The sequence below is a fragment of the uncultured Porphyromonas sp. genome, assembly GCF_947254915.1.
In the GTDB taxonomy this organism is placed as follows: domain Bacteria; phylum Bacteroidota; class Bacteroidia; order Bacteroidales; family Porphyromonadaceae; genus Porphyromonas.
This window is the reverse complement of the sequence record NZ_CAMYEZ010000103.1, coordinates 1-7,669: the sequence shown is the minus strand read 5'-3', so window position 1 is coordinate 7,669 and position 7,669 is coordinate 1. Positions and strand designations below refer to the sequence as shown.

Annotated in this window: 5 protein-coding genes; all 5 read left to right on the top strand. The window is 54.4% G+C overall.

What is annotated here, in order from left to right:
- The first annotated feature begins 349 nt into the window (after positions 1-349).
- The 5 genes from secDF to Q0X57_RS06595 all read left to right on the top strand — a co-directional run bounded on the left by secDF (position 350) and on the right by Q0X57_RS06595 (position 7,540).
- Positions 350-3,259, top strand: a complete 2,910-nt coding sequence (gene secDF / locus Q0X57_RS06615; RefSeq protein WP_297729317.1) for a protein translocase subunit SecDF — start codon at positions 350-352, stop codon at positions 3,257-3,259.
- A gap of 625 nt (positions 3,260-3,884) precedes the next feature.
- A complete protein-coding gene (pyrE, locus tag Q0X57_RS06610; RefSeq protein WP_007364977.1) occupies positions 3,885-4,541 on the top strand; it encodes an orotate phosphoribosyltransferase in 657 nt (218 codons plus the stop codon).
- Between the two features lie 33 nt (positions 4,542-4,574).
- On the top strand, positions 4,575-4,997 hold the full coding sequence (locus Q0X57_RS06605) for a hypothetical protein (RefSeq protein ID WP_297729313.1): 423 nt from the start codon (positions 4,575-4,577) through the stop codon (positions 4,995-4,997).
- Positions 4,998-5,021: 24 nt separating this feature from the next.
- Positions 5,022-5,492, top strand: coding sequence for a hypothetical protein (locus Q0X57_RS06600; RefSeq protein WP_297729311.1), 471 nt, complete (start codon positions 5,022-5,024; stop codon positions 5,490-5,492).
- Complete coding sequence (locus tag Q0X57_RS06595) at positions 5,489-7,540, top strand: putative porin (RefSeq protein ID WP_297729308.1); 2,052 nt, start codon at positions 5,489-5,491, stop codon at positions 7,538-7,540. The genes Q0X57_RS06600 and Q0X57_RS06595 overlap by 4 nt, the downstream gene beginning before the upstream one ends.
- Positions 7,541-7,669 lie beyond the last annotated feature (129 nt).

The following is a 7,669-nucleotide window of genomic DNA, read 5'->3' as shown; positions in this document are numbered from 1 at the left end:
ATAATCCAGAATATCTACGGATGAATTTCCCGATTTCTGCCATAGAGATGTAGATGCACTCATTCGCTATAATGCGTCAGCTCTGACTCAAGCAAGCTTAAAACGGTCAGATTGTTTTTTTTTGCACAAGAATGGTGGCTTGGTGGTGTAGTTAGACTGCCCTTAAGCTTCATTTGTGAGGCGAGGCGCTGTCATCCTACTTCATAGTGGCATTTGAGGGCTCTACGGGGGGGGACAGAAGGACTTTTTCGGGTGATTGGAGAGGTATCTGTTTGTCAGTAGTATATTTTAGCGTAACTTTGTGGCAATCTAGACTACGTGAAATAATAACGATATATCAAATATACTCATGCAGAACAAAGGATTTGTGATCCTCTTCGCCGCTCTACTGACGATCATCTGCGCTTTCTATATCTCCTTTACCCCCGTGGTAAGGCACTACGATCAGAAGGCGCTGGCGATGACCGCAGCTGGCGAGGATGGCAAAGCGTATCTCGACTCAATGGCCAACGAGAAGGTGTGGTTTGGCTACACGCTCAAGAAAGCCCGCAACCAGCAGATAGGCCTCGGACTAGACCTCAAGGGCGGTATGAACGTCGTCCTCAAGGTCAACGGTCGTGACCTCTTGCGCAACCTCTCGGGACATAACCAGTCGCCAGCTTTCATCGAGGCTATCGATAGAGCTGCTAAGGAGGGTGCTAATGACTTCGTCGGGACTTTCGTCGAGGCTTACAAGGAGCTTGAGCCCTCGGGGTCGCTCGCTGTCATCTTTAGCAATGGTCCCCTCCGTGATGTCATCTCGCCTAAGTCGAGCGATCAGGAGGTCATCAAGGAGCTTCAGGAGAAGTATAGTAGTGCTATCGACGCTGCTATCAACGTCCTCAAGACTCGTATTGACCGCTTTGGTGTCGTCGCTCCAAACGTACAGCGCATCGAGGGGCAGGGTCGTATCCTAGTCGAGCTACCTGGTGTCACCGAGCCACAGCGTGTTCGTGAGCTACTGCAGCGCAGTGCGAACCTCCAGTTCTGGCGCACCTATACCTATGATGAGATCGCTAGCGACCTCGTCGACGCTAACAATCGTCTCACCGCTATGGCGAATGGCAAGGACCTAACGCCTGCAGACACGACTACTACGGCGGCTGACTCGACAGCTGTACAGAAACCAGCCACAGGAGGTGTGGAGAATGTCCTCTTTAGCAAGCTCAATATTACCAATCGTGGTACCATCGTTGGCTACGCTCGTCGTGCTGATCTAGACAAGATCGATGAGATGCTCGAGGAGGCTCAGAAGCAAAAGATGATCCGTGAGGATCTGATGCTCCTCTGGGGTAACTCGCCTATCAAGGATCCACAGACGGGCAAGGAGACGGACATATACGAGCTATACGCTATCCGTGGTAACCGTAATGCGCTCCCCGATCTAGGTGGTGAGGTGGTCACCTCGGCACGTAGTGAGGTGCGTAATGACCTAGGTCAGAACCGCCCCGTCGTCACTATGACTATGAACGATGAGGGCGCTCGCAAGTGGGCTCGCCTGACGGGTGACAACATTGGTCGAAACATTGCTATCGTCCTCGATGGTGTCGTCTACTCTGCTCCTAATGTCAATTCGGAGATTACAGGCGGACGCTCTGAGATTTCAGGTCACTTTACTGTTGACGAGACAACCGACCTTGCCAACGTCCTCAACTCTGGACGTATGGAGGCTTCTGTCGAGATCGAGCAGGAGAGTGTCGTCGGTCCTACCCTCGGTAGCGAATCTATCCAGGCTGGTATCATCTCCTTTGCGATAGCTATCATCCTACTGATGATCTACATGTGCCTCGCTTACGGCCTCATCCCAGGTCTCATCGCCGATGGCGCTCTGATCCTCAACAGCTTCTTCACGCTCGGTGTCTTAGCCTCTTTCCACAGTGTCTTGACCTTGTCCGGTATTGCGGGACTTGTGCTAACGCTCGGTATGGCGGTGGATGCAAACATCCTGATCTTCGAGCGTATCAAGGAGGAGCTACGTGCTGGCAAGTCTATGACTCGTGCTATCCAGGACGGTTATGGCAACGCTTTCTCAGCAATCTTTGACTCCAACCTCACGACCGTCATCACGGGTGGTGTGCTCTATGCCTTTGGTACTGGACCTATCCGTGGCTTCGCTACGACGCTCATCATCGGTGTCATCGCTTCCTTTATCACAGCCGTCTTCCTGACGCGTATCGTCGTTGAGGCGCTTGATAAGAAGGGTCGCATGGACAAGGTTACTTATACGACCTTCCTCACACGTAACCTGCTAAATAACCCAAGCTTCAAGATCCTCGAGAACCGCAACAAGGGCTTCATCATCTTTGGCTCTATCCTAGTGCTCGGTCTCATCGGTTCATTCGTATGGGGTCTCAATAGAGGTATCGAGTTCTCCGGTGGTCGCAACTATATCGTCGCCTTTGAGCAGCCAGTCTCTTCGGCTGAGGTGCGTGAGGCTCTCACGAAGCCTCTTGAGGAGCATGTCCTCGTCACTTCAATCGGTACGGAGGGCAACCAGGTTCGTATCTCAACCAACTATGGTATCGGTATGGCTCAGGAGAGCGAAGACGAGGAGCTACTCGTCATCGGCAAGGTCTTCGAGGGCGTACAGAAGTTCCTCCCACAGGGTACCACCCAGCAGCAGTTTGTTGACAACTATGTCGTCAGCTCACAGCGCGTTAGCCCGAGTATGTCTAAGGACATCTCTCGTCAGGCTATCATAGCGGTGGTTCTCTCCTTGATCTTCATGGGACTGTACATCTTGCTCCGCTTCCGCAACTGGGCCTTCTCGCTAGGAGCCTTCGCCTCTGTGGCTACCACCACGCTACTTATCGTGGCGAGCTACATACTGCTCTGGCAGATCATGCCCTTTACGATGGAGTTGGATCAGAACTTCATCGCAGCGCTACTAGCGATCATCGGATACTCGATCAACGACGTGGTTGTCGTCTTCGACCGTGTCCGTGAGACGCTACACAACTATCCGAACCGTGAGGAGAAGCTTGTGATGAATGAGGCACTCAACAGTACGCTAGCTCGTACGGTGCAGACCTCCTTCTCGACCTTCCTAGTGGTCTTCATCATCTTCCTTCTCGGTGGAGCCTCTATGCGTAGCTTTACCTTTGCGCTACTCATCGGTATCGTCTACGGTATCTTCTGTACGCTCTTCGTCGCATCGCCTATCGCTTACCTAGTACGCAGTAAGCAGCAACGTAAGAAGCTCGCAGCAGCGAAGAAGTAAGCACATCTACTCGCTCTCCTCTCAGAGAGAGCTGTAAAACAAAAGTCGGAGTCTACCCACACTACGTGGATAGGCTCCGACTATTTGTTGAGGCGCTAGGGGGGGGACACTACAGTTGCCGATAAAACTAGGCTCCTCCGCCTAGAAATGCCAACCTCTCTACCCTCTAATCTCTAACTTCTCACCCCTAATCTCCACAAGGCTGACGCATTATAGCGCCCGAATGCATCTGCGTCTCTATGACAGAAATCGGGAGGTGGAGGGAATCAGGAAATTCATCCGTAGATATGTTGGATCATTCAGCGAGGAAACGAAAAATTCTTCGGAACTTTGATTTGCTTCTTCCGAAGTTTCATTTCATTCTTCCGAAGTTTCATTTCGCCCCTAGGTGGGGAATTTTCGTTTTCTCGGGAGCTATTGGGAAAATTTCTCGGAAGACCTCGGACTTGGCGAAGATGTATGAGTATTGATAGCGCTATGAAGCCAGGCTCAAGCCACATATTCCAGAGTTCTCGTCAAGCGTAGTGAGTGCAGTACAAAGATATAATGCATCGGTCCTGCGAATCTCCATCTTCTAACCTCTAAATTCGTACCTTTGCGGTATATCTAAGATACCTATCCTCTTATGACCTCAAAAGATTCAGTTCAGAAGCTCTCTATCGCCCAGTCGGTAGCTCATCGTTTGCTCGCTATTCAGGCTGTTGAGCTTCGTCCAGACGCCCCTTTTACCTGGGCTTCTGGTTGGCTTAGCCCCATCTACTGCGACAACCGCAAGACGCTCTCCTATCCCGAGCATCGTAGCTACATCAAGCAAGCCTTTGCCCTCCAGGTGAGCGACCTCTATCCCGAGGCTGAGGTGGTGGCTGGCGTTGCCACGGGTGCCATCTCGTGGGGAGCTTTGGTGGCAGACGAGCTGGGACTGCCCTTCGTCTATGTACGATCCTCCGCAAAGGATCATGGCAAGCAAAACCTCATCGAGGGGTACCTACCCGAGGGAGCTCGAGTCGTAGTCATCGAGGATCTGATCTCTACGGGCGGCAGTAGTATGAAGGCTGTCGAGGCGCTGCAAGCAGCAGGCGCACAGGTCGAGGGACTCATGGCGGTCTATACGCACGGCTTCGCCGAGGCTGAGGAGCTCTTCGCCAAGGCAGGCGTAGAGATGCGTACCCTGACCGATTACAACGAAGTCATTCGCCAGGCTGTCTCGGCTGGTTACGTCTCTGAGAGCGACCTTGAGATGCTCGCTCAGTGGCGACAGAACCCGAGCCAGTGGGGACGCTAGCATTACCGTACATTAGCTTATACGAGCACTCCTATGACGATACAAAGCCAACCCGTCGCCTCTACTTATAGTTGTGAGGCGATCTACCGTAAGATCAGTGACCTAACCAATCTAGAGGAGCTACATCAGCTACTAGAGGAAAAGCAGGTCAAGGTCTCCTCGCTCACTAGCGATCGCTGCGAAGTACAAGCGCAGGTGATGAAGTTCTCGGCAGACCTCGCGCTCGTCGTCTCCGAGCGTATCCCTACCGAGGAGGTGTGCTATCAGATTGAGCACGACATGCTCCCCGCTAAGGTCTCCATACGGCTCACCCCTCAGGAGAGCGAAGGCAGCACCTTGGTCGTCTCCATGGAGGCAAAGCTCAACCCCTTTATCGCTGGCATGGTACAGCCTCGCCTAGAGGAGGCGGTCCAGTACATTGCCAATATGTTGGGGCAGATACGCTACGACGCATAGTCCAAAGCTAGAACGAAGACCAGGATGAAGGGTGCCCGCATCATGCTTTTATCGCTCATGACGCTCCTACTGCTGGGGTGTCAAGGCGAGGTGCAGTACGCCACGCCCCTGCGTCCAGTGCACTATCCGATCTACTTCGCCAGTGCCGAGGGTCGTGCGCTCATACCCATCGGGGGGTACCTGCGCATCACCAAGCCCTCCACGGCGACCTCAGCCATAGGCTTCGGAGGCATCCTCGTCATTCACGGCTTCGCTGGGAGTGGCACGGCCGATTACTACTACGCTTACGACCTTGCCTGCCCTAAGGAGCTGGATCCGACGAACGCTTTGCTGGTCAATGACAAACTCGAGGCGGTCTGTCCTAAGTGTCACAGTCGCTTTAGCATTGTCTATGGCGGTGGCACGCCGATCCAAGGGCCTGCGCAGAGTCCGCTCTTGCCTTACCGTGTATTACCCATCGATGGGGGACTATTGATTACAACGCCTGAGCTATGAATAAGCTAGTCCGATACGCCCTCTGCCTCCTCAGCCTGTGGAGCCTCCTAGCGACAGCCCTTCAGGCGCAGTCACGCTACGATTACGACATACCGCTACCCGCCTTCGACAAGGATCCCCACGAGCTCCTCTACCGTGGAGAGACGCTCCACAGCTTCCTGATCAATCCCTACACGGGTGCGCTCTATGAGTCGCGTCCCGACACGCTGAGCACGCTCTTTCACGATCAGGTGAAAGCGGAGAGCCGCTCCATCGTGATGGCTTACCTCGGCAACTTGAGGTCTCCGTGGATTGATATGGACTACTTCAACCGCCTGCGTCCGCAGCATCGCTTCCTCTTTGATCAAACGCTCTCAGGCTTCGTATGGGACGAGTCTAGGCGTCTCTTCTATCGGACGAAGACTCCTTTCTCCAAGCTCTTCTATCAGCGCAATGGAGATGCGCAAAGAAGGGAAGAGCAGTTTGACGGAACGATAGCGTTCAACCTCGGCAAGCGCCTAGCGATGGGAGCCGACTTCAACTACACCTACTCTCCTGGCTACTACATAGGCAATCGTACGAAGAGCTCCGACTACCGTCTCTTTGCTGCGCTAACCCTAGATCGCTACGAGGCGTATCTCTCGGGCGGGGGCAACTTCGCACGCATTACTGAGAATGGCGGTATTATGGAGGACGGTTATGTCAACGACCCAACACGGGGCAACTCTGGCAGGCGTACGCTGGAGAGCCACGAGATACCCGTTCGTCAGGCGGAGCGTGTCTGGAACGGTATCGACGATGCCCACGTCTTCCTCTCGCAGCGCTACAACTTCGGCTCCTATCGTCCGCGCAGTGCTAGCGATACGCTGACGATCTTTGGCGAGCGTCGCACCGATGCCGACACAACGCGCTTCGTGCCGATAGCAAGTGTGGGGCATATCTTGAGCTTTAGGCAGGGCGTGCATCAATATGTGAACCGCAACCAAGCCACCTGGGAGCAGTACCCCAACCACTACGCCTACATGCACAAAGGTCCCTCGGGGGCGCTCGACTCGCTCTACGTCTTGCCCGAAGATAGTACACGCAGGTGGCAGCTGGACAATAGCTTCGTCCTCTCGCTTCGTGAGGGCTTCAGACCGTGGGTTAAGTTTGGACTAGAGGCGTATGTGCGGCTGGAAAACAAATACTACTACACCCCCGATTCGATCTATCGGGAGCGACTGGGGCACAGCACTATGGACGTCGTCGTAGGCGGACGTATAGCGCGTACCTCGGGACACCTGCTCAACTTCGATGCGCAGCTTGAGAGCACTCTCATAGGCGAAAACATCGGCTCCATACTGGCGCAGGGCGGTATCGCCACTTCGTTTCGTCTCTGGAGCTTCCCCGTGGGATTGCGCGCCTGGGGCAACTTTGAGAACCGCCGTCCAGACTACTTCATCCGGCACTTCCACGGCACCTTCCACCGCTGGGACGTGGACTTCGGCTATGAGCGCCGGTTAGCCTTCGGAGGGCGACTCACGCTTGACAAGCTGGGCACCTCGCTAAGCGTCGAGACAGCTACGCTGCAAAACCAGCTCTACTGGACTTCGCAAGGGATCGTCCAGCAATGCGCAGACCCGATACAGATCCTCTCGGCACGGCTCCTACATGACTACAAGTGGGGCTGGCTCGCCTGGAGACTGAAAGCCCTCTACCAGCTCTCCACACGTCAGGAGGTGATGCCCCTGCCGACGCTGAGTCTATACGGATCGCTCTACACAGACTTCTTCTACGCTCGCGTCCTGCGCGTCATGCTCGGCGTGGATTGCCGCTGGCATACACGATACTACGCCCCTTACTACGAGCCAGCCGTCATGCAGTTTGTCAATCAGACGGCGACGAAGTATGGCAACTTCCCCCATCTGAACGCATTCGTCAGCTTCCAGCTCAAGCGGGCTCGCTTCTTTGTCGAGTACTACAACCTCGGCGACCTCTTTATCTCACCCTCGGAGCGCTTCTCCGCAGCGCACTACCCGATCAATCCGCCCGTCATACGTCTCGGCATCTCCCTTGATCTGAACAAGTAACACGCCGGGTGCGTCTGTCGTGTCAAAGCGAGACGCGTAGCCCTTTGTAGGGACGCACGATCTGTGCGTCCGTTCCCGTTAAAACCACGACGCTGTAACCTTTGACACAACGGACGCCCTCCCGCTAGG

What these genes read in the sequence shown, in the direction of transcription:
- secDF (WP_297729317.1), top strand. Translation starts at nt 350, where the DNA reads ATGCAGAACAAAGGATTTGTGATCCTCTTCGCCGCTCTACTGACGATC.
- pyrE (WP_007364977.1), top strand. Translation starts at nt 3,885, where the DNA reads ATGACCTCAAAAGATTCAGTTCAGAAGCTCTCTATCGCCCAGTCGGTA.
- Q0X57_RS06605 (WP_297729313.1), top strand. Translation starts at nt 4,575, where the DNA reads ATGACGATACAAAGCCAACCCGTCGCCTCTACTTATAGTTGTGAGGCG.
- Q0X57_RS06600 (WP_297729311.1), top strand. Translation starts at nt 5,022, where the DNA reads ATGAAGGGTGCCCGCATCATGCTTTTATCGCTCATGACGCTCCTACTG.
- Q0X57_RS06595 (WP_297729308.1), top strand. Translation starts at nt 5,489, where the DNA reads ATGAATAAGCTAGTCCGATACGCCCTCTGCCTCCTCAGCCTGTGGAGC.